The organism is Streptomyces sp. NPDC021622 (assembly GCF_040640795.1).
GTDB lineage: Bacteria > Actinomycetota > Actinomycetes > Streptomycetales > Streptomycetaceae > Streptomyces.
This window is the reverse complement of sequence record NZ_JBFACK010000012.1, coordinates 239414-257371: the sequence shown is the minus strand read 5'-3', so window position 1 is coordinate 257371 and position 17958 is coordinate 239414. Positions and strand designations below refer to the sequence as shown.

The window sequence follows — 17958 nt, the reverse complement described above, 5'->3', positions numbered from 1 at the left end:
GGCCATGGACGTACTCAGCGACGCGATAGCCGCCATGCGGACGGGGCGGCCGCATTCCTCCCGTACGTACAGGCACGCGCCTTGGGGCATGCGGTTCGCCCCGTCGAACGGTGCCGGGTTCCATGTGGTGCTCCAGGGTTCCGCCTGGCTGCTTCCGTCCGGTGACGGGGCGGAGCCGGTGGCGCTCGGGCCCGGGGACGTGGTTTTCCTTGCGCACGGGCGCGGGCACGGTCTGGCGAGCGCGCCGGATGTCCCGCTGGAGGATTTCGCCCTCGCCCCGGACGGCTCCTGGCCGAAGACGGAGGGCGACCGGGAGGCGAGCACCGTGCTGCTGTGCGGGGCCTACCAGTTGGACCGGGCGCGCGCCCATCCGCTGCTCGCCGAGCTGCCGGAGGTGGTGCATCTGCCGGCCAGGGTCGGGGAGCACGCGTCGCTGCGGTCCGCCGTGGAGCTGCTCGGTGCCGAACTGGCCGACGCGCAGCCGGGGTCGGACGCCGTGATTCCCGCGCTGCTCGACACGATGCTGCTGTACATCCTGCGGGCGTGGTGGCTGCGCGAGCAGAGCGCGGGGCATGCGACGGGCTGGGCCGCAGCGCTGCGGGACCCGTCGGTGACGGCCGCGCTGTACGCGATCCATGACGACCCCGCGAGGCCCTGGACGGTGGAGGAGCTCGGGGCGCGGGCGGGGCTCTCCCGTGCGGCGTTCGCCCGCCGGTTCGCGGCGTCGGTGGGGGCGAGCCCGCTCGCGTATCTGACGTGGTGGCGGATGACGACGGCGGGCCGGCTGCTGCGCGAGGAGGACCTGCCGCTGCGGCAGGTCGCCGAACGGGCGGGCTACACCTCGGAGTTCGCCTTCTCCAGGGCGTTCAAGCGGGAGTTCGGGGTGGCGCCTGGGCGGTACCGGAGGATGCGGGCCGCCGGGTAGGGCGTACGCGGAATCGTGTGTGTGACGAGGGGCACAGGAACTCTCCCGGGGTCGCGGAGAGGTCATGGGTGTGAGTCCTACTGAACTGGGAGACGGCATCCATGCACGGATACGGGCCGGGGAGCGGGAGGCGTTCGGTGAGCTGTACGAGGCGTACGCGCGGACGGTCTACAACCATGCCCTGCGGCTGACCGGCGACTGGTCGACCGCCGAGGAGGTCATGTCCGAGACGTTCCTCGCGGCCTGGCGCACCCGGGAGCGGCTCGATCCGGACCGCGGTTCGCTCAAGCCGTGGCTGCTCGGCATCGCGACGCACAAGGCGCAGAACGCCAACCGCGGTCTGCGCCGGCGGCTCGCCTTTCTGTCCCGGCAGCCGTCGCCGCCCCAAGTGGCGGACTTCGCCGAGGAGTCGGCGGGCCGCCTGGACGACGCGCGGCGGCTCGCGGCGGTGCACGGCGCTTTGCGCCGGCTGCGGCGTCCGGAGCGTGAGGTGCTCGTGCTGTGCGTGTGGTCGGGGCTCGACTATGCGCAGGCCGCCGAGGCGCTCGGGGTGCCGGTGGGCACGGTGCGGTCGCGGCTCTCGCGGGCGCGGGCGCGGCTGCGGCGGCTGAGCGAGGACGCGCTGGGCGCGGAGGCGGAGGCGGGAGAAGTGACCGGTGTGAGGGAAGTGACGGAACCGCTCCGTGGTCGCGGAGAGGTAGAGAGTGAGGCCGCGTTCGCGGCCCTGCCCCTGCGGGAGGAATTCCGATGAACGCCGCCACCCCCTCTCGGGGAGAGGCCGAGGCCGAGGTCGAGGAACTGGCCGGTCTTCTGCCGGAGTCGGCCGAGGAGGAGTGGGAACTTCCGCCGGGCCGTCACCTTCACCACAAGGATTTCCTGATGCAGCAGATCGACCGTGACAGCAGTCCCGCCACCGACCACCCGCGCTCCGCCCCAGCCTCGCCCCGGCGCCGGTTCCTGCGCCCGGCCGTTCTGCTGCCCGCCACCGTGCTCGCGCTGACGGGCGGGATCCTGGCCGCCACGCTGACGTCCGGTGACGCCGGTGGTGTGCGTGACATGGGGGCGGGCCCGGCCGTCGCGAACGGCGCCCCGAACGGCGCCGCAGGCACGCTCGGCCGGATCGCGAACGCGTCCCTGAATGCGGACACGAAGCCGGTGAAGGACGGCCAGTTCGTCTACGTACGCAGCCTGGTCCGGGAGAACAAGGGGGAGTTCGACGGCCCGGTGAAGCTCGGCGCCCCGCACAAGCGGGAGGTCTGGATGTCGCAGAACCCGGCGCCCGTCACGGACATCGGGATGATCCGCGAGAGCGGGAAGGGCGTGCCGATGCCGGGGCAGGACGTGCCGATCGAGGCGTCCGGCGTGGACGGCACGGACGACACCGGCGCGATCCCCGCGGGGCCCGACCGTCCCACGTACGCCTGGCTCGCCTCGCTGCCCACCGATCCCGACGCCCTCTTGAAGAAGCTGTACGCGCAGACGCGGGTGAGTGATGAGCGGGAGACGAAGGCGCAGGCGGTCTTCGGCAAGATCGGCGAGCTCCTTGAGGGGACGATCATGCCGCCGGAGAACGCCGCCGCCCTCTACAAGGCCGTCGCGAAGCTGCCCGGGGTGACCGAGGTGCCCGACGCGGTGGACGCGGCGGGCCGCCGTGGGATCGGCATCACCCTTGAGCAGTCGTCGTATGCGACGCGCGATGAGTGGATCTTCGATAAGAAGACCTTCGCCTACCTCGGTTCACGGGCGTACATGACGAAGGACCACAAGCCGGACAAGGCGGGCGGGCAAGGGGGCGGGCCGCGCAATGGCGAGGTCCTGCTCGGCAGCAACGCGGTCCTGGAGCGCGCCGTCGTCGATCAGCGCGGCATGGAGCCCGCCGCGGGGCGCGGCTGATCGTGACTCCGGGCGGGGGCCGGTTTCACCGCCCGGAGCAGCAGGAAGAGCAGCAGCCCGAACGGTGAGAGAAGAATCGTCAGGACCAGGAGGGGGCCCATCACCAGGGGGTGTACGCCGATTCGGCGCGCCTCGCGGTACATCCACTGCCCGATGAGCAGGTCCCAGGCGATGACCTGGGCCCAGATGGCGCCCGCCCCGTTGGCGTGGACGAGCAGTTCACGGAAGCCGTCGATGTCCGGGCTGCTGACCGCGGCCCAGAGTTCGGGGAAGACGGGCAGGGCCATCGCGGCGTACACGGCGAGGACCGGGACGACGGTGAGGGGTGACGCGGCGATGCGGTCGGTCGTCCGCCACCCCGGCGCGAAAATCATGAGCAGCCAGACCGGGGCGGCCAGATAGAAGGAGAATTCGAAGAGGAAGCCGGTCATGCCACGAGCTCCTTCGTGTCGTTCGTGTCGTCCGGATTGTTAACTGCCGTGTCCTGGGCGGCTGTTGCGGGGGCAGAACGCAGTACCCCGTACGCGCCCGCGGCCGTGGCGGCGACGATCAGTGCCGTCGCCGCCAGCGTCGCGCCGTCCGGGTGGATCAGCGGCTGGCCGCGCAGCGCCTGCCAGGCGAGCAGGGCGAAGACGGCGGCGTAGGCGCCCGCGGCGACGAGGACGAGGCGCAGCCGGACCCGTTCATCCGCGAGGCGGGTGAAGCGCGGGGCGAGCGCGAGAAGCCCCATGAGCAGCAGCGGGAGCACCTGCAGCGCGTGCATGCCGAAGAAGTGCGGGATCCGCAGGTCGCCGCCGGTGGTGGACCAGCCGGTCAGCGGCATCGAGGGACCGCCGTCGGGCACGCCCACGCTGTGCGCGCCGACGATCGACGAGTCCCGCACCTGGTCGGGTGTCGGCTGCGTCATCCGGAACCCGATGGCGGCGCCGGCGAGCGCGAGGGTGATCCCGCACCGCATCGCCCAGGCGGAGGCGCGGTCGGCGAAGCGGGCGCGCAGCAGCAGGACGGCGATGCCCAGGGTGGCGAGCCACAGGGTGACGATGCTGACGGCCATCACGTTGAACAGCGCTTCGTCGAACGGGGTCTGGTGGTTGAAGTGGCTGCGCTTCCCGCGCACCACCTGCCCGGTGATGATCACCATCTCGACGAGGAGGGTCAGGGCGACCACCGTGCCCGCCCACCAGCCCGCCCTGCGGCCCCGGTCGAGCAACGACAGCATCCAGGCGAGCGAGAGCCCGTAGGCGATGAGCGAGACCGAGAACTTGAACGGCTTGGCCCAGATGGGCGAGCCCACCAGGACCCGGTCGTCGACGACGAGTCCCACCGCGGAGACGGCGGCGAGTAAGACCATCGACGCGGAGAACATCACCAGTGGCCGGTGCCATGAACGCCATGAAGACATAGGGGTCCCCTTGCTGGGAGGGTGGTTCTACGAAATATGGATAGCAGCGCTGTCCGCTATCCGATAGCGCCACTATCTATGATGGGTGGTGAAGATGGCAAGGGCGGCAAGGGGCGAAGAGAGTGGACAGGCCGTGCGTATTGGTGAGTTGAGCCGCAGGACCGGCGTGCCGGTGCCGACGATCAAGTACTACGTCCGTGAAGGGCTGCTGCCACAGGGCGAGTTGAGCAGCCCCAACCAGGCGCACTACGGCGAGGCGCACGAGCGCAGGCTGCGGCTGATCCGCGCGCTGCTCGATGTGGGCGGCCTGAAGGTGGCTGCCATCGCGGAGGTGCTCGGCGCGGTCGACGATCCGGGGCGCCCGCTGCACAAGGTGCTCGGCGCGGCGGCGGACCGGCTCGGCACGGCGGGCGCCGCCGACGACGACGCCGAGGCGCAGGCCGCGCAGACCGCCGTCGGGGAACTGATCGCGCGGCGCGGCTGGCACGCCCATGAGTCGAACCCCGCGGCCGACGACCTGTCACGCGCCCTTGCCGCCATGGGCCGGGTGGGCCACGGGGCGTTCACGGAACTCCTCGACGAGTACGCCGACGCCGCCGAGATGGTGGCCCGCGCCGACCTCGGCTATGTGAACCGCCGGGTCGCGGTCGAGGACCTGGTGGAGAGCGTGGTGATCGGAACGGTCCTGGGGGAGGCGGTGTTCAACGCCATGCGGCGGCTCGCGCACGTGGACGCGTCGGCGCGGTTGTACGGGGTCGATGGCGCGGGGCGGGGCGAGGCCGAGGGGCCGGGGGGCGGAGGGTCGGGGGGCGGGGGCTGACTCAGCCGAGGGTCGGCAACCGCCGCAGGGTTTCCTGGAGTTCGGCCTGGGACACCCGCGCCGCTTCCTCCGCGTCCCGCGCCTCGACGGCCCGTACGAGGTCGGCGTGCGCGGCGTCGCCGGGGTTCGGCTCGTCGGCGCGTACGCCGGTGAGGTGCAGGAGGCTGATCAGGCCTTCCCGCAGTGCGGGCATGAACTCGGCGAAGAGGTCGGTGAGGACGGGGTTGTGGGCCGCTGCGACCACCGCCGCGTGCAGCGCGATGTCGGCGTCGATGAACGCGGCGTCGGCCGCCGCGGACGCGGCCCTGCGCGCTTCGAGTGCGGCCCGCATCGCCGCGATGTCCTCGTCGGTGCGGCGCAGCGCGGCGAGCCGCGCGGCCTGCACCTCCACCAGCATGCGTACCTCGTAGGTGTCGGTGACCGCCGCCTGCCGCAGCCGCGTCGGCCAGTCCCTGACCTCTTGTGTCGCGATGACGAAGACGCCGGAGCCCTGGCGGGGCTGCACGAGCCCGGCGCCGGCGAGCGCGCGCAGGGCTTCGCGGACGGTGGAGCGCCCGATGCCGAGCTCCTTGGCGAGGGTCGTCTCGCCGGGGAGCTTGCTGCCGACGGGCCAGTCGCCGCCGGTGATCTGTTCGCGCAGGCGGGCGGCGGCCTGTTCGACGAGCGGGCTGGGGTGGAGGGAGTTCAGAGGCATGGCGGGGCACCCGGTAGTTGTCTGAGGACCACTTGTCTGAGGAGTACTTGTCTGAGGACCTGAGGTGTGGCTAGTGTAGCCGTGTGATCTTCTGCGGTCTCCTTCTTCTCGGCTGCCGCGGCGGGGCCTGAAGCGACCGGCACCCCGCCGCGGGGTGTCGTGCTGCCGGTCGGCCGACCGACCGAGCCGAGAGGCCACCGTGAACTCCTCCGCGTACCCGTGGAATCCCCAGCGCCCGAGCGTCATGCCGTCCCACCGCTACCGCCCCTACCAGGATCGCGTCAACGTCCCGTCGCAGGAACGGAGTTGGCCCGCCGCCCGCATCGAGCGCGCACCCCTCTGGGTCCCCGTCGACCTGCGCGACGGGAACCAGGCGCTCGCCGAGCCGATGGACCCGGAGCGCAAGCGGCGCTTCTTCGATCTGCTCGTCTCGATGGGCTTCAAGGAGATCGAGGTCGGCTATCCGTCGGCAAGCCGCGCCGACTTCGACTTCGTGCGCGACCTGGCCGCACTCGCCGCGCGCGGCGGGATCCCCGACGACGTCAGCATCGTCGTCTTCACACCCGCCAGGCCCGAGCTGATCGACCGCACCTTCGCCTCGATCGAAGGGCTGCCCCGCGCCGTCGTGCATCTCTACATCGCCACCTCGCCCGTCTGGCGCGACGTGGTGCTCGGGCGGTCGCGCGCGCAGGTGTACGACATCGCCGCCGAAGCCGCCGCCTACATGGCGCGCCTCGCCGACGCGCGGCCCGGCGCGGACATCCGGTTCCAGTTCTCGCCGGAGACCTTCAATCTGACCGAGCCCGACTACGTACTCGAACTCTGCGACGGCATCAGCGAGTTGTGGGACGCGAGCCCCGACAGGCCCGTCATCCACAACCTGCCGGCGACCGTCGAGATCGCGACGCCGAACGTGTACGCCGACCAGATCGAGTATCTGCACCGCAACCTGTCCCGGCGCGAATCCGTCATCCTCTCCGTCCACCCCCACAACGACCGCGGCACCGGCGTCGCCTGCGCCGAACTCGCCGTCCTGGCCGGTGCCCAGCGCGTCGAGGGCTGCCTCTTCGGCAACGGCGAACGCACCGGGAACGTCGACCTGGTGACCCTGGCCCTCAATCTCCACGCCCAGGGCGTCGACCCGATGGTCGACCTCTCCGACATCGACGCCGTGCGCGAGGTCGTCGAGCACTGCAACCGGCTGCCCGTGCACCCCCGCCACCCCTACGCCGGCGACCTCGTCCACACCGCGTTCTCCGGCACCCACCAGGACGCCATCAGCAAGGGCTTCGCCCATCACGCCCGCCGGGCGGCCGAGTTGGGCGTACCGGAGAGCGAGGCGCCCTGGGAGGTGCCGTATCTGCCGATCGACCCGGCGGACATCGGCCGCACCTACGAGGCCGTCATCCGGGTCAACTCCCAGTCGGGCAAGGGCGGAATGGCGTACCTCCTGAAGACCCGGCACGGGCTCGACCTGCCGCAGCGCATGCGGCCCGACTTCTCGCGCGTCGTGCAGGACGCCACCGACGACAGCGGGCGAGAGGCGAGCGCCAAGGAGCTGTACGAGCTGTTCGAGACGGCGTATCTCGCGCCGGGCCGGGACGGCGACGTGACGCTCGAGGCGTGGACCACCGACCGCGCCCCCGACGGCGCGCACCGCTTCGTCTGCACGCTCCAAGTCGGCGACAGGGCAGGGGACTTCGAGGGTGTGGGCAACGGCCCGCTGTCCGCGTTCGTCGAGGCGCTCGCCGCGGCCGGCATCACCGTCGACATCCTCGACTACTCCGAGCATGCCGTCGAGGCGGACGCAGGCGTGACCAGCGGCGAGGCCGTCGCGTACGCGGAGTGCCGGGTCGGCGGCGTCACCTGCTGGGGCGCGGGCCTGGACACCTCGGTCCTGACGGCGTCCGTACAGGCGGTGCTTTCGGCCGTGAACCGGGCAGGGGTCGCCCGATGACCCCGCAGCCGGTGCTGCACGCGAACGACGTCACCGTCGTCCGCGACGGGCGCCCCATCCTCGAAGAGGTCACCCTCACCGTCCGCCCCGGCGAGCACTGGGCGCTGCTGGGCGCCAACGGCGCGGGCAAGTCGACCCTGCTCGGCCTGTGCGGCGCCGTCACCCACCCCACGCACGGCACGGTCGAGGTGCTCGGCCGCCGCCTCGGCACCGTCGACCTGCGCGAACTGCGGGCGTACGTCGGTCACGTCAACCCGCGCCATCCGCTCCGCTCGCCCCTGCGTGTCCGCGACGTCGTCCTGACCGGGCTCACCAACAGCGTTGAACCACTGCCCCGTTGGCACCCCACGCCCGAGCAGCGGGAGCAGGCCGACCGCCTCATCGCCCTGCTGGGCCTCGCGCACCGCACGGATGCGCGCTGGCCCACGCTCTCCCAGGGCGAGCGCGGCCGAACCCTCATCGCGCGCTCCCTGATGCCGACGCCGCGCTTCGTCCTGCTCGACGAACCCGCCACCGGGCTCGATCTCGCGGGCCGCGAACGCCTCCTCGACAGCCTGGACACCCTGCGCGAGAGCCACCCCCAACTCGCCACGGTCCTGGTCACCCACCACCTGGAGGAACTCCCGGCCGGCACGACGCACGCCCTGCTCCTCAGGGACGGGCGCGCGCTCGCCTCCGGCGCCGTCGACGACGTACTGACGAGCGACCAGATCGGCAAGTGCTTCGACCATCCTGTGCACCTCGAACGCAGGGAAGGACGGTGGAGCGTACGGGCGGCGCGCCGCTGAACAAGAGCGGCTGAACATGACGATGGGGCCCGGAGCGCTTCCGCGCTCCGGGCCCCATCGCCGTCATCCGTCGACGCCTACTTGTTCAGGCTCGCCCAGAACTCGTCGAAGGAGAGGCGCTTGTCCGCGTCGGTGTCCTTCGTGCCGATCACGGCCTCGGCCACCGTCTCGGTGACGTAGAAGTCCCCCATCTGCGCCATGGCCGACTTCCACTCGGCCGCCGTGATGAAGCCGTCGCCGTCCGCGTCGAACCGCTCGAACGTCTTGCGCGCTTCCTCGATGTCCGCCACCGGATCCACCCCTTCTTGGTGCACTACTGAGACGGCTCAGGGTATCGGCCGTCGCATGCCCCGATCACAGGGAGTACGCCCATGGCCAGCAGTACCTCCCGACCGTTGCGACGCGGCCGGGTTTCGATTCGGTCCGCGATTTTCCCGGTGACCTCTTGACGCGGGCCATATTGGGAGGAAACTGGTCATTACACCAGAAATCCGGAGAGTCGCACCGTCGGTGGAGACGTCTACCGAGAAGAGATTCCCGCAGGCTCTGGCCAGGCCCCCGAAGCCCCTCGCTACCGGAGCCTCAGCGACGACTGAGGCAGATGGCAACGGTGAGGACTCCGGGGACTGTTTTGTGCGGCGGAGCGCCCCGTCGAGCCCTCAGCACTCGATGATGTTCACCGCGAGCCCGCCCCGAGCGGTCTCCTTGTACTTGACGCTCATGTCGGCCCCGGTCTCCTTCATGGTCTTGATGACCTTGTCGAGGGACACCTTGTGGCTGCCGTCGCCGCGCATCGCCATCTTCGCGGCGGTCACGGCCTTCACCGCCGCCATGCCGTTGCGCTCGATGCAGGGGATCTGGACGAGGCCGCCGACGGGGTCGCAGGTCAGGCCGAGGTTGTGCTCCATGCCGATCTCCGCGGCGTTCTCGACCTGCTCGGGGGAGCCGCCGAGGACCTCGGCGAGCGCGCCCGCCGCCATCGAGCAGGCGGAGCCGACCTCGCCCTGGCAGCCGACCTCGGCGCCGGAGATCGAGGCGTTCTCCTTGAAGAGCATGCCGATCGCGCCGGCCGCGAGCATGAAGCGGACCACGCCGTCCTCGTCGGCGCCGGGCACGAAGTTCATGTAGTAGTGCAGGACCGCCGGGATGATGCCCGCGGCGCCGTTCGTCGGGGCGGTCACGACCCGGCCGCCCGCCGCGTTCTCCTCGTTCACGGCCATCGCGTAGAGCGTGATCCACTCCATGGCGAGGGCCAGCGGGTCGCCCTCGGAGCGGAGTTTGCGGGCCGAATTGGCCGCGCGGCGGCGGACCTTCAGGCCGCCCGGCAGGATGCCCTCGCGGGACATGCCGCGGGACACGCACGACTGCATGACACCCCAGATGTCGAGCAGCCCCGAGCGGATCTCCTCCTCGGTGCGCCAGGCCTTCTCGTTCTCCAGCATCAGCGCGGAGATGGAAAGGCCGGTCTCGCGGGTGAGCCGCAGCAGCTCGTCACCCGTGCGGAAGGGGTGCTTAAGCACCGTGTCGTCCAGCACGATCGGGTTCTCGCCCGCGACCGCGTCCTCGTCGACGACGAAGCCGCCGCCCACCGAGTAGTACGTCTTCTCCAGGAGGAGGGTGCCTTCACGGTCGTACGCGAAGATCGTCATGCCGTTGGCGTGGTACGGCAGGGCCTTGCGGCGGTGCAGGATCAGGTCGTCGTCGAAGTCGAAGGCGATCTCGTGCATGCCGAGCAGGTTGAGGCGGCCGGTGGTCTTGATCTGCTCGACCCGGTCGTCGGCGGTCTCCACGTCCACCGAGCGGGGGGACTCGCCCTCGAGGCCGAGGAGCACCGCCTTGGGGGTGCCGTGCCCGTGGCCGGTCGCGCCGAGCGAGCCGAACAGCTCGGAGCGTATGGAGGTGGTGTGGGCCATCAGGCCCTCGTTCTTCAGGCGGCTCGCGAAGATGCGGGCCGCGCGCATCGGGCCCACCGTGTGGGAGCTTGACGGGCCGATGCCGATCGAGAACAGGTCGAAGACCGAGAGGGCCACGGGAACTCCAAGGGTGGTTGGTAGACGCCGTTGTCTGCCGGGGTGACGCAGAAGAACAAGGCGGTGCAGGAAGTACGAGTACGGTCACGCGGTGCGGGGCACCGCGCACACTGTCCTCACTGTCCAGTGTGCGGGGTGCCCCGATGTTTCGTACGTACGAACAAAAGCGTACGCAAAGGGTACGAAACTACTTCAGGCCGGGGTACAGCGGGTGCTTGTCGGCCAGCGCGGTCACGCGGCCCTTGAGGGCCTCCGCGTCGAAGCCCGGCTTCAGGGTCTCGGCGATGATGTCGGCGACCTCACGGAAGTCGTCCTCCTGGAAGCCACGGGTCGCGAGCGCCGGCGTACCGATCCGCAGACCCGAAGTGACCATCGGGGGGCGCGGGTCGTTCGGGATCGCGTTGCGGTTGACCGTGATGCCGACCTCGTGGAGACGGTCCTCGGCCTGCTGGCCGTCCAGGTCGGAGTTGCGCAGGTCCACCAGGACCAGGTGCACATCCGTGCCGCCGGACAGGACGGAGACGCCGTGCTCGGTGACGTCGTCCTGCACCAGGCGCTCGGCCAGGATGCGGGCGCCGTCCAGGGTGCGCTGCTGGCGCTCCTTGAACTCCTCCGAGGCCGCGACCTTGAAGGAGACGGCCTTGGCGGCGATCACGTGCTCCAGGGGGCCGCCCTGGAAGCCGGGGAAGACCGCGGAGTTCAGCTTCTTCGCGAACTCCTTGCTGCGGGCCAGGATGATGCCGCCGCGCGGGCCGCCGAGCGTCTTGTGCGTGGTGGAGGTCACCACGTCCGCGAACGGCACCGGGTTGGGGTGCAGACCGGCGGCGACGAGCCCGGCGAAGTGCGCCATGTCGACCCACAGGTACGCGCCGACCTCGTCGGCGATCCGGCGGAACTCGGCGAAGTCGAGCTGGCGCGGGTAGGCGGACCAGCCCGCGATGATCACCTTCGGGCGGTTCTCCTTGGCCAGGCGCTCGACCTCGGCCATGTCGACCAGACCGGCCTCGTCGACGTGGTACGCGACCACGTTGAACTGCTTGCCGGAGAAGTTCAGGCGCATGCCGTGGGTGAGGTGGCCGCCGTGCGCCAGGTCCAGGCCGAGGATCGTGTCGCCGGGCTTGGCGATCGCGAAGAGGGCGGCCTGGTTGGCGGAGGCGCCGGAGTGCGGCTGGACGTTGGCGTACTCGGCGCCGAACAGGTCCTTGACCCGGTCGATCGCGATCTGCTCGGTGACGTCGACGTGCTCACAGCCGCCGTAGTAGCGGCGGCCGGGGTAGCCCTCGGCGTACTTGTTGGTGAGGACCGTGCCCTGGGCCTCCATGACGGCGACCGGAGCGAAGTTCTCCGAGGCGATCATTTCCAGGGTGGACTGCTGGCGGTGGAGCTCGGCGTCGACGGCGGCGGCGACGTCCGGGTCCAGCTCGTGGAGAGGGGTGTTGAGAAGCGACATCAGGTGGTCCCTAAGGGTCTTTAGTTGCCTGCGAGCTCGGTGTACTGGTCCGCGGAGAGCAGGTCCTCCGGCTCCTCCGCGATGCGCACCTTGAACAGCCAGCCGCCCTCGAAGGGCGCGGAGTTCACCAGCGACGGGTCTTCCACGACGTCCTGGTTCGACTCGACGACCTCACCGGTCACCGGCGAGTACAGGTCGCTGACGGACTTCGTCGACTCGAGCTCACCGCAGGTCTCGCCCGCGGTCACGCTGTCGCCGACCGCCGGGAGCTGGGCGAAGACGACGTCACCGAGCGCGTTGGCCGCGTGCTCGGTGATGCCGATGGTGGCCACACCGTCCTCGGCGGGCGAGAGCCACTCGTGCTCCTTGCTGTAACGAAGCTGCTGGGGGTTGCTCATGACCTGAATTCTCCTGTACGCGGATGGGTGCTGCGGAACGAGAAAGATGTGCGTGACGTCACTGCCGACGCCCGCGGGGGGTCACTTCTGGCGCTTGTAGAACGGCAGCGCCACGACCTCGTAGGGCTCGTGCGTGCCGCGGATGTCCACGCCGACACCCTCGGTGCCGGGCGCCGCGTGCGCGGCGTCGACGTACGCGATGGCGATCGGCTTGCCGAGCGTCGGGGACGGGGCGCCGGAGGTGACCTCGCCGATGACCTTGCCGTCGGCGACCACGGAGAAGCCGGCGCGCGGTACGCGGCGACCCGAAGCGATCAGGCCGACCAGCTTGCGCGGGGGAGCGGTCTCGGCGCGCTCGGCGGCGGCCGCGAGCGCCTCGCGTCCCACGAAGTTCTCGGACATCGAGGTCTTCTCGAACTTCACGACCCGGCCGAGGCCCGCGTCGAACGGCGTCAGCTCGGCGGTCAACTCGTGCCCGTACAGCGGCATGCCCGCCTCCAGACGCAGCGTGTCACGGCAGGAGAGGCCGGCCGGGACCATGCCGACGGGCGTGCCCGCCTCCATCAGCGCGCCCCACAGCTTCTCCGCATCACCGGGGGCGACGAAGAGCTCGAAGCCGTCCTCGCCGGTGTAGCCGGTGCGGGCGATCAGCGCGGGCACGCCCGCGACCGTGCCGGGCAGGCCCGCGTAGTACTTCAGGCCGTCCAGGTCGGCGTCCGTGAGGGACTTCAGGATGCCGGGGGACTCGGGACCCTGGACGGCGAGCAGCGCGTACGCGTCGCGGTCGTCGCGGACCTCGGCGTCGAACTCCTCGACGCGGTTGCTCAGCTCGTTAAGCACGTTCTGGGCGTTGGAGGCATTGGCGACGACCATGTACTCGGCCTCGGCCAGGCGGTACACGATCAGGTCGTCGAGGATGCCGCCGTCCTGGTCGACGATCATCGTGTAGCGGGCGCGGCCGACACCGACGGAGCCGATGTTGCCGACCAGCGAGAAGTTCAGGAAGTCCACGGCCTCCGGGCCGGTGACGGTGATCTCGCCCATGTGGGAGAGGTCGAAGAGACCGGCCTTGGTGCGGACGGCGATGTGCTCTTCGCGCTCGCTGCCGTACCGCAGCGGCATGTCCCAGCCCGCGAAGTCGGTCATGGTCGCGCCGAGCGCCCGATGCACCGCATCGAGGGCTGTCAGACGGGGGGCGGTACTCATACGTAGAACTCCCAGGGCATGACGGGCGAGGTAGATCCTCCCCATCTGTCATCGGAACCTGAGAGGTTCACCACGACCCGTACGTATGGGGGGTCATGACTTGCACCTTGGGTGGAGCCGCCGTGGCGGCCCGCTTTTCAGATGTGCCTCGCCCGCGCGGTACGGGGCCTGAGAGATTCAAGGGAGGGACTTGCTCCTTCGGCGCCCCGGTGTGTCGTACGAAGTGTCGGACGACGGTGACCGGGAACTCTCCCGCGCGGATTCAAGCGGCCTGTATGGAGTTTGCGGGCACATCATTGCACGGGGCTCCGTCACAGGGCAGTGCCAGTCCAGTAATGCCCTTGTGCCGCATTACCTTCTCTTTACACTTGCCGGGGAAGCTGCGGTAAGCAGGTACGTGACCGCTATGGGGAGGCTGATCACGGTGCGCAGGACCAGTGTCTACGCGACCAACACAGGGGTGGCCCTGCCCAAGCAGGAAGCCGCCGCCATCAGGGAGAGCTGTGGCCCCCTGCCCGCGGCCGTCGTCCGGGACCTGAGGCAGCGGATGGGCCACAGCCCGCACCGGCTTACCTTCGGCGGCGGCGATCTGATCGTCGTCTCCGGGCTGCCGGGCAGCGGAAAGTCCACGCTGATGCGCAGAGCCGTCGCGGGCCCGCGCATCGACTCGCAGGACACCCGCGACCGCTGGGCCGGCCGCATGCCGCGCTTCCTTCCGTACGCGGTCTACCGCCCCCTGGTCCGCATCGCGCACTACGCGGGCCTGCGCCGGGCCCTGCGCTCCGGCGAGGGAGTCGTCGTGCACGACTGCGGCACCCAGGCCTGGGTGCGCCGCTGGCTGGCCAGGGAAGCGGCACGGCGGGGCACGACCCTGCATCTGCTGCTGCTCGACGTGCCACCGGAGACGGCCGTCGAGGGGCAGCTCGCGCGCGGCCGCGGCGTCTCGCGGTACGCCTTCGCGCGCCACCGCAGAACGGTCGGCCGGCTCGTCGGCGCCGCCGAGCGGGGCGATCTGCCGCGCGGCGTCGGCTCGGCGCTGCTGCTCGACCGGACGGCGGCGGGCGCGCTGCGGGCGATCGGCTTCGGAGACTGAGGGACTGAGGGGACCGACCCGCGCGCGGTGGCGTGCCGCGTTAGGGTTCGAGCCGCAGGCAGAGCGGGACGAGCAGGGGTAAGACAGATGGACATTCCGGCGCAGGCGCACGCCCATCCGTACGGAGGATGGCCGGGCAATGAACTCGAAGAGGTGCTCGCGGCGGCCCTCGGCACCGGCGGCGGTCCTCAGACAAGCACAGCCTCCGCGGGGGCCCGGATCGTCGAGGTCCTCGGCCGCAGCCACATCTGGGTCCCGCTGCCGAACGGCGGCGACGGTGCCGGCGGCACGCTCGACCTGCCCACGCTGGAGATCGAGGGCCAGGCATACGTGCCCGTCTTCAGCTCCGAGCAGCAGTTCCAGCAGGTCACCGGCGGCCGGATGAGCTGCACCGTGGCGCCCGCCGTGGAGTTCGCGCGCGGACTGCCCCCGCAGCTCGGCATCGCGGTCAACCCGGACGGCACCGTCGGCGTGCCGCTGCCGCCGCCCGCCGTCGCCGAGCTCTGCCGGGCGGGACGCACCCCGCTGGACGGCCCCGCGAGCGGCGGCCGCGTCCGTCTCTTCGAGCCGGACTGGCAGCAGGACCCGGTGGACTTCCTGTCCGCCGCGGCCCGTGAGTTCGAGGCCACCGGAGTGGTGCTGAGTGCCCGCCGCTGCCTGGCCAGCGTCGAGGGCGACGACCCCTCCCTGTTCATCGGCGTCGAACTGTCCTCCTGGGAGGGCGACGCCCGTGACCTGCCGATGGCGGCCGTGGGCCGTGCGCTCGGCCTGGTCCCGGTGCCCTGGCCGGTGAACCTGGTGCTGCTCGACGTGGCCCAGGACCCGGTGGGCGACTGGCTGCGCGCAAGGGTGCGGCCCTTCTTCGGGCAGAGCCACCAGCACGAGCACGGACGTGTGTAGAGATACGAGCACGGAGGTGTGGAGAGACATGCGCACCGGCGGGTGTGACCACGCCGTACGTCAAGTCGGTGTCAGGATCGCCGCTTAAGCTGGTTTCATGACCCGGGCGGGTTACGGCCGTGCCGGCCGGGTCCGTTGCGGATCATTCGGATCATCGGGGTCGTCGGGTCATCGCGAAGGGGCGGTTAAGGGTGAGTGCGTCGGGCACGGCTGCGGCCGGGCAGGTCGAGCACATGCTGCGCCAGGTGACGCCGGGGCGCTACGACGCCTACGAGGCGCTCCTGCGGGCGCTCGCCGCCGACCAGGTGTGGATGCTGCTCTGGCACGGCCAGGCCGGATCCCCCGACGCCCAGTACGGAAACATGGAGGTCGAGGGCCTCGGCTACGCGCCGTGTGTGACCTCCGCCCAGGAGCTCTCCGCCAGCGGCTGGAACCGCTCGTACGAAGTGGTCGCAGGTGTCGACATCGCCCGCACCCTCTACCCCGACCAGTATGGCCTCTGGCTCAACCCGCACGCCCCCGGCGGCGGCGTCGGCATCCCCTGGCTGGATCTGCGCCGTATCGCATCGGGCCTCGACCTGCTGCCCGCGGGGCCGCTGCGGCTCACCGAGCCGGCCATCGAGATCCCGCAGTTCTACGCCCTGCTCACGCAGAACGCGCACCGCACCCCGGCGGTCCGCGCACTGCGCCGCGCCTGGGTGCAGCCCGCGCTCGGCGCCCCGTATCTGGCCATCGGTCTCGATGTGTACGACACGTCGCCGCCCTCGGTCGACGCCGTGCGCGCGATGATGCAGCAGTCGATCGCCGCCGTGCCCGACGGCCTGCCCGTGTCGACGGTCGCGATGTCCGACGCGTACGACCCGGTCGCCATGTGGCTGCGCGCCAACGCCAGGCCGTTCTACGACCGCGAGGCCCAGGCGGCCCCGGCCCCCGCGGGCGGCTACGGCTACCCCGCGCAGTACTGAACCAGGTCCTGAAACCGGCCACCGCGGCTCATATACCTGGCCTGACCGCCACAATGTCCGTTCTGATGGCGGAGGGGCTCTATGGGCCCCTGTGACTCCTTGCACCCCAACTGCCCCGCGTTCGCCCCTCGTTCACCCGAGTCCGGATAACGGAACACTCCGATCAGCATCACGGTTGCGCATCCTTTCCCCAACAAGGCTGGTAACAGATCGTGGCCCCGATGAAGACTCCCGCACCAGGGGCGGTTCGCCCCTGTGTACGACGGACTGATCACGTCGCTACAGCGGCAAGTGCGGGCCGGTCACCACCGGTTGAGAGGGGTCCCTGCCACGATGACGGCACCATTGCATGACACACCTGCGGACGCGGACCCGACCGAGGACGTCGCCCCCGCAGCTGGTGCAGGGGTGAAGAAGGTCGAGGGGCGGTCCCTCAAGCAGATCGCCTGGAACCGCCTGAAGCGGGACAAGGTCGCCCTGGCCGGCGGCATCACCGTGCTCGTCCTGGTCCTGGTCGCCGTCTTCGCGCCCCTGATCGTCTCCCTGCTGGGCCACCCGCCCAACGAGTTCCATCAGGAAGAGCTCGAAGACCTCACGAACCTGCCCAAGGGCGCCTTCGGCGGCATGAGCTGGGACTTCCTCTTCGGAGTGGAGCCCAACAAGGGCCGTGACGTCTTCAGCCGGATCGTCTACGGAGCGCGGATCTCGCTCCTCGTGGCGTTCCTCGCGGCCGTGGTCGCCGTGGTGCTCGGCACCTTCTTCGGCATCATCGCCGGCTACTTCGGCGGCTGGATCGACGCCCTGATCAGCCGGGTCATGGACGTGCTGCTCGCCTTCCCGCAGCTGCTCTTCGTGATCTCCCTGGTCTCGGTCCTCCCCGACGACCTGCTCGGGCTCACCGGCAGCGGCGTACGCATCGCCGTACTGATCCTGGTGATCGGCTTCTTCGGCTGGCCCTACGTCGGTCGCATCGTGAGAGGCCAGACCCTCTCGCTGCGCGAACGCGAGTACGTGGAGGCGGCCCGCAGCCTCGGCGGCGGTCAACGGCACATCCTCTTCAAGGAGTTGCTGCCGAACCTGGTCGCACCGATCACGGTGTACGCGACGCTCATGATCCCCACCAACATCCTCACCGAAGCGGCGCTGAGCTTCCTCGGCGCGGGTGTGCGTCCGCCCACCGCCTCCTGGGGCGGCATGCTCCGGGACGCGCTGGCGACGTACGAGCACGACCCGATGTTCATGGTCTTCCCAGGCCTGGCGATCTTTGTGACCGTGCTCGCCTTCAACCTCTTCGGTGACGGGCTGCGCGACGCCCTGGACCCCAAGGGAACTCGGTAAACAGCTCCAACTGGCTTGCCCCTGCCGCAGCGTCAGGTGGCTCTTCCCATGGTTCTCAAGGCAGTCAAACGCCAAAGGACCACGAATCTCGGAGGATGC

The 17958-nt window shown here is 70.5% G+C and carries 18 protein-coding genes and 1 riboswitch; of the genes, 10 read left to right on the top strand and 8 right to left on the bottom strand.

Annotated elements, in window-relative coordinates:
- The first annotated feature begins 4 nt into the window (after nt 1-4).
- The 3 genes from AB0G47_RS24810 (at nt 5) to AB0G47_RS24800 (ending at nt 2818) form a co-directional block, all read left to right on the top strand.
- A complete protein-coding gene (locus AB0G47_RS24810; RefSeq protein WP_360773777.1) occupies nt 5-925 on the top strand; it encodes an AraC family transcriptional regulator in 921 nt (306 codons plus the stop codon).
- A gap of 64 nt (nt 926-989) precedes the next feature.
- Nucleotides 990-1676: an RNA polymerase sigma factor gene (locus tag AB0G47_RS24805; RefSeq protein ID WP_360773774.1), complete on the top strand. Its 687-nt coding sequence runs from the start codon at nt 990-992 to the stop codon at nt 1674-1676.
- Nucleotides 1673-2818 (top strand): CU044_5270 family protein, encoded by a 1146-nt coding sequence (locus AB0G47_RS24800; RefSeq protein ID WP_360773771.1) that lies wholly within the window; start codon nt 1673-1675, stop codon nt 2816-2818. Before AB0G47_RS24805 ends, AB0G47_RS24800 begins: the two co-directional genes overlap by 4 nt.
- On the opposite strand, the gene AB0G47_RS24795 is transcribed toward AB0G47_RS24800, so the two are convergent.
- The gene (locus AB0G47_RS24795; RefSeq protein ID WP_360773768.1) at nt 2782-3249 is read right to left on the bottom strand and encodes an ABA4-like family protein; all 468 of its coding nucleotides are present in this window, start codon (nt 3247-3249) and stop codon (nt 2782-2784) included. The two genes, AB0G47_RS24800 and AB0G47_RS24795, sit on opposite strands and share 37 nt — an antisense overlap.
- Nucleotides 3246-4220, bottom strand: coding sequence for a hypothetical protein (locus tag AB0G47_RS24790; RefSeq protein ID WP_360773765.1), 975 nt, complete (start codon nt 4218-4220; stop codon nt 3246-3248). The genes AB0G47_RS24795 and AB0G47_RS24790 overlap by 4 nt, the downstream gene beginning before the upstream one ends.
- Nucleotides 4221-4353: 133 nt before the next feature.
- Between AB0G47_RS24790 and AB0G47_RS24785 the strand changes: the two genes are divergently transcribed.
- The gene (locus AB0G47_RS24785; protein WP_360773762.1) at nt 4354-5040 is read left to right on the top strand and encodes a MerR family transcriptional regulator; all 687 of its coding nucleotides are present in this window, start codon (nt 4354-4356) and stop codon (nt 5038-5040) included.
- Nucleotide 5041: 1 nt separating this feature from the next.
- On the opposite strand, the gene AB0G47_RS24780 is transcribed toward AB0G47_RS24785, so the two are convergent.
- On the bottom strand, nt 5042-5734 hold the full coding sequence (locus AB0G47_RS24780) for an FCD domain-containing protein (protein WP_360773759.1): 693 nt from the start codon (nt 5732-5734) through the stop codon (nt 5042-5044).
- A 244-nt stretch (nt 5735-5978) separates the two neighbouring features.
- On the opposite strand from AB0G47_RS24780, the gene leuA reads away from it, so the two are divergent.
- On the top strand, nt 5979-7691 hold the full coding sequence (gene leuA / locus AB0G47_RS24775; RefSeq protein ID WP_360773890.1) for a 2-isopropylmalate synthase: 1713 nt from the start codon (nt 5979-5981) through the stop codon (nt 7689-7691).
- Nucleotides 7688-8479, top strand: a complete 792-nt coding sequence (locus tag AB0G47_RS24770; protein WP_360773756.1) for an ATP-binding cassette domain-containing protein — start codon at nt 7688-7690, stop codon at nt 8477-8479. The genes leuA and AB0G47_RS24770 overlap by 4 nt, the downstream gene beginning before the upstream one ends.
- Before the next feature lie 77 nt (nt 8480-8556).
- On the opposite strand, the gene AB0G47_RS24765 is transcribed toward AB0G47_RS24770, so the two are convergent.
- The 5 genes from AB0G47_RS24765 to gcvT form a co-directional block, all read right to left on the bottom strand.
- Nucleotides 8557-8769: an EF-hand domain-containing protein gene (locus tag AB0G47_RS24765; protein WP_360773753.1), complete on the bottom strand. Its 213-nt coding sequence runs from the start codon at nt 8767-8769 to the stop codon at nt 8557-8559.
- A 369-nt stretch (nt 8770-9138) separates the two neighbouring features.
- Nucleotides 9139-10509: an L-serine ammonia-lyase gene (locus AB0G47_RS24760; protein WP_360773750.1), complete on the bottom strand. Its 1371-nt coding sequence runs from the start codon at nt 10507-10509 to the stop codon at nt 9139-9141.
- A gap of 187 nt (nt 10510-10696) precedes the next feature.
- A complete protein-coding gene (glyA, locus tag AB0G47_RS24755; protein WP_266870962.1) occupies nt 10697-11959 on the bottom strand; it encodes a serine hydroxymethyltransferase in 1263 nt (420 codons plus the stop codon).
- Nucleotides 11960-11979: 20 nt separating this feature from the next.
- On the bottom strand, nt 11980-12357 hold the full coding sequence (gene gcvH / locus AB0G47_RS24750; RefSeq protein WP_360773746.1) for a glycine cleavage system protein GcvH: 378 nt from the start codon (nt 12355-12357) through the stop codon (nt 11980-11982).
- Nucleotides 12358-12438: 81 nt separating this feature from the next.
- The gene (gcvT, locus tag AB0G47_RS24745; protein ID WP_360773743.1) at nt 12439-13563 is read right to left on the bottom strand and encodes a glycine cleavage system aminomethyltransferase GcvT; all 1125 of its coding nucleotides are present in this window, start codon (nt 13561-13563) and stop codon (nt 12439-12441) included.
- Nucleotides 13564-13710: 147 nt separating this feature from the next.
- A riboswitch (glycine riboswitch) is annotated at nt 13711-13828 on the bottom strand.
- Between the two features lie 141 nt (nt 13829-13969).
- On the opposite strand from gcvT, the gene AB0G47_RS24740 reads away from it, so the two are divergent.
- The 4 genes from AB0G47_RS24740 to AB0G47_RS24725 all read left to right on the top strand — a co-directional run bounded on the left by AB0G47_RS24740 (nt 13970) and on the right by AB0G47_RS24725 (nt 17859).
- A complete protein-coding gene (locus AB0G47_RS24740) occupies nt 13970-14656 on the top strand; it encodes an AAA family ATPase (RefSeq protein WP_360773887.1) in 687 nt (228 codons plus the stop codon).
- An 87-nt stretch (nt 14657-14743) separates the two neighbouring features.
- Nucleotides 14744-15556, top strand: coding sequence for an enhanced serine sensitivity protein SseB (locus AB0G47_RS24735; protein WP_360773740.1), 813 nt, complete (start codon nt 14744-14746; stop codon nt 15554-15556).
- A 191-nt stretch (nt 15557-15747) separates the two neighbouring features.
- On the top strand, nt 15748-16521 hold the full coding sequence (locus tag AB0G47_RS24730) for an enhanced serine sensitivity protein SseB C-terminal domain-containing protein (RefSeq protein ID WP_360773737.1): 774 nt from the start codon (nt 15748-15750) through the stop codon (nt 16519-16521).
- 333 nt (nt 16522-16854) lie between these two features.
- Nucleotides 16855-17859 carry an ABC transporter permease gene (locus AB0G47_RS24725; protein WP_266870969.1) on the top strand — a complete coding sequence of 335 codons (1005 nt, stop codon included), beginning with the start codon at nt 16855-16857 and terminating at the stop codon, nt 17857-17859.
- Nucleotides 17860-17958 lie beyond the last annotated feature (99 nt).

Excerpts from the sequence above, each read along its gene's own strand:
- AB0G47_RS24810 (WP_360773777.1), top strand. The coding sequence starts at position 5 with ATGGACGTACTCAGCGACGCGATAGCCGCCATGCGGACGGGGCGGCCG.
- AB0G47_RS24805 (WP_360773774.1), top strand. The coding sequence starts at position 990 with ATGGGTGTGAGTCCTACTGAACTGGGAGACGGCATCCATGCACGGATA.
- AB0G47_RS24800 (WP_360773771.1), top strand. The coding sequence starts at position 1,673 with ATGAACGCCGCCACCCCCTCTCGGGGAGAGGCCGAGGCCGAGGTCGAG.
- AB0G47_RS24795 (WP_360773768.1), bottom strand. The coding sequence starts at position 3,249 with ATGACCGGCTTCCTCTTCGAATTCTCCTTCTATCTGGCCGCCCCGGTC.
- AB0G47_RS24790 (WP_360773765.1), bottom strand. The coding sequence starts at position 4,220 with ATGTCTTCATGGCGTTCATGGCACCGGCCACTGGTGATGTTCTCCGCG.
- AB0G47_RS24780 (WP_360773759.1), bottom strand. The coding sequence starts at position 5,734 with ATGCCTCTGAACTCCCTCCACCCCAGCCCGCTCGTCGAACAGGCCGCC.
- leuA (WP_360773890.1), top strand. The coding sequence starts at position 5,979 with ATGCCGTCCCACCGCTACCGCCCCTACCAGGATCGCGTCAACGTCCCG.
- AB0G47_RS24770 (WP_360773756.1), top strand. The coding sequence starts at position 7,688 with ATGACCCCGCAGCCGGTGCTGCACGCGAACGACGTCACCGTCGTCCGC.
- glyA (WP_266870962.1), bottom strand. The coding sequence starts at position 11,959 with ATGTCGCTTCTCAACACCCCTCTCCACGAGCTGGACCCGGACGTCGCC.
- gcvH (WP_360773746.1), bottom strand. The coding sequence starts at position 12,357 with ATGAGCAACCCCCAGCAGCTTCGTTACAGCAAGGAGCACGAGTGGCTC.
- gcvT (WP_360773743.1), bottom strand. The coding sequence starts at position 13,563 with ATGAGTACCGCCCCCCGTCTGACAGCCCTCGATGCGGTGCATCGGGCG.
- AB0G47_RS24740 (WP_360773887.1), top strand. The coding sequence starts at position 13,970 with ATGGGGAGGCTGATCACGGTGCGCAGGACCAGTGTCTACGCGACCAAC.
- AB0G47_RS24735 (WP_360773740.1), top strand. The coding sequence starts at position 14,744 with ATGGACATTCCGGCGCAGGCGCACGCCCATCCGTACGGAGGATGGCCG.
- AB0G47_RS24725 (WP_266870969.1), top strand. The coding sequence starts at position 16,855 with ATGACGGCACCATTGCATGACACACCTGCGGACGCGGACCCGACCGAG.